This window comes from Bacillus sp. HNG (assembly GCF_003400205.1).
GTDB lineage: Bacteria > Bacillota > Bacilli > Bacillales > Bacillaceae_L > Ferdinandcohnia.
The window spans coordinates 1-845 of record NZ_QUQV01000055.1; the positions used below are offsets into that span (position 1 = coordinate 1).

Here is an 845-nt window from a genome sequence, read left to right on the forward strand (position 1 = left end):
AAAAATGTTATTTCATCTTGTCAAAAAGGATTTCATTCTAGCCAAAAAATACCTATTGTTTATGCTTATTTTTGCAGTTATTGGCCCCATATTTATTTATTCAAAGTTAGGATTTGATAACGGTAGCTTTACAAGTTTTCTTATTACCGTTTTATTTACGGAATATATTTTGTTTAATATGGTTTCGATGCAAGAGGATAAATATAGGGGATCAGCACTTCTTTGTACAACCCCACATACTCGTAATGGTGTCATTAAAGCAAAATATCTATTTATTCTTGTGATTTTTATTGGGTGTTTCCTTTTATTTAACCTTGCAGTAGCAATTGGTTTTTCTACAGGGCTAGCAAGATTAAATATTTATAGTATAGGAATAGCTCTTTTGATCATTTCTGTTTTTTTCGGAATATTAATACCTATTCAAACTAAATTTGGCTATGAAAAAACAAAGTATATCTTTTTTATTTTAATATTTTTAACTCCATTTATACTACCCACTATTATTGAGTGGTACCAATCGATGAATTTTAATATCAATTTTCAATTACCACTACCTCAAACAGTAATGGTTTGGGTGCCTTTTGTAATATCTATTTTTATTATCTTAATTTCAATGATTATATCAATCCAAATCTTTTCAAAGAAAAACTTATAGCTTCTTCTTTTGAGGTGAATATAAATGAAAACAATAATAATATTTGTAATACTGTTTGCAGTTTTAGTATTTGTAATTAAAAAAATTAGGAGCAAATAGAAATCCATATAAAAAAAGTCGAATCCATCAAGGATATCGGCTTTTTTAGATTGAAATTTGCTTAGCGTACAAAATTTCCGAAATGTTGGCT

Annotated in this window: 1 protein-coding gene; it reads left to right on the forward strand. The window is 27.3% G+C overall.

What is annotated here, in order from left to right; genetic code table 11:
* On the forward strand, positions 1-655 hold a 655-nt coding region (locus tag DZB84_RS24605; RefSeq protein ID WP_223254555.1), incomplete at its 5' end, for an ABC-2 transporter permease.
* Positions 656-845: the final 190 nt, after the last annotated feature.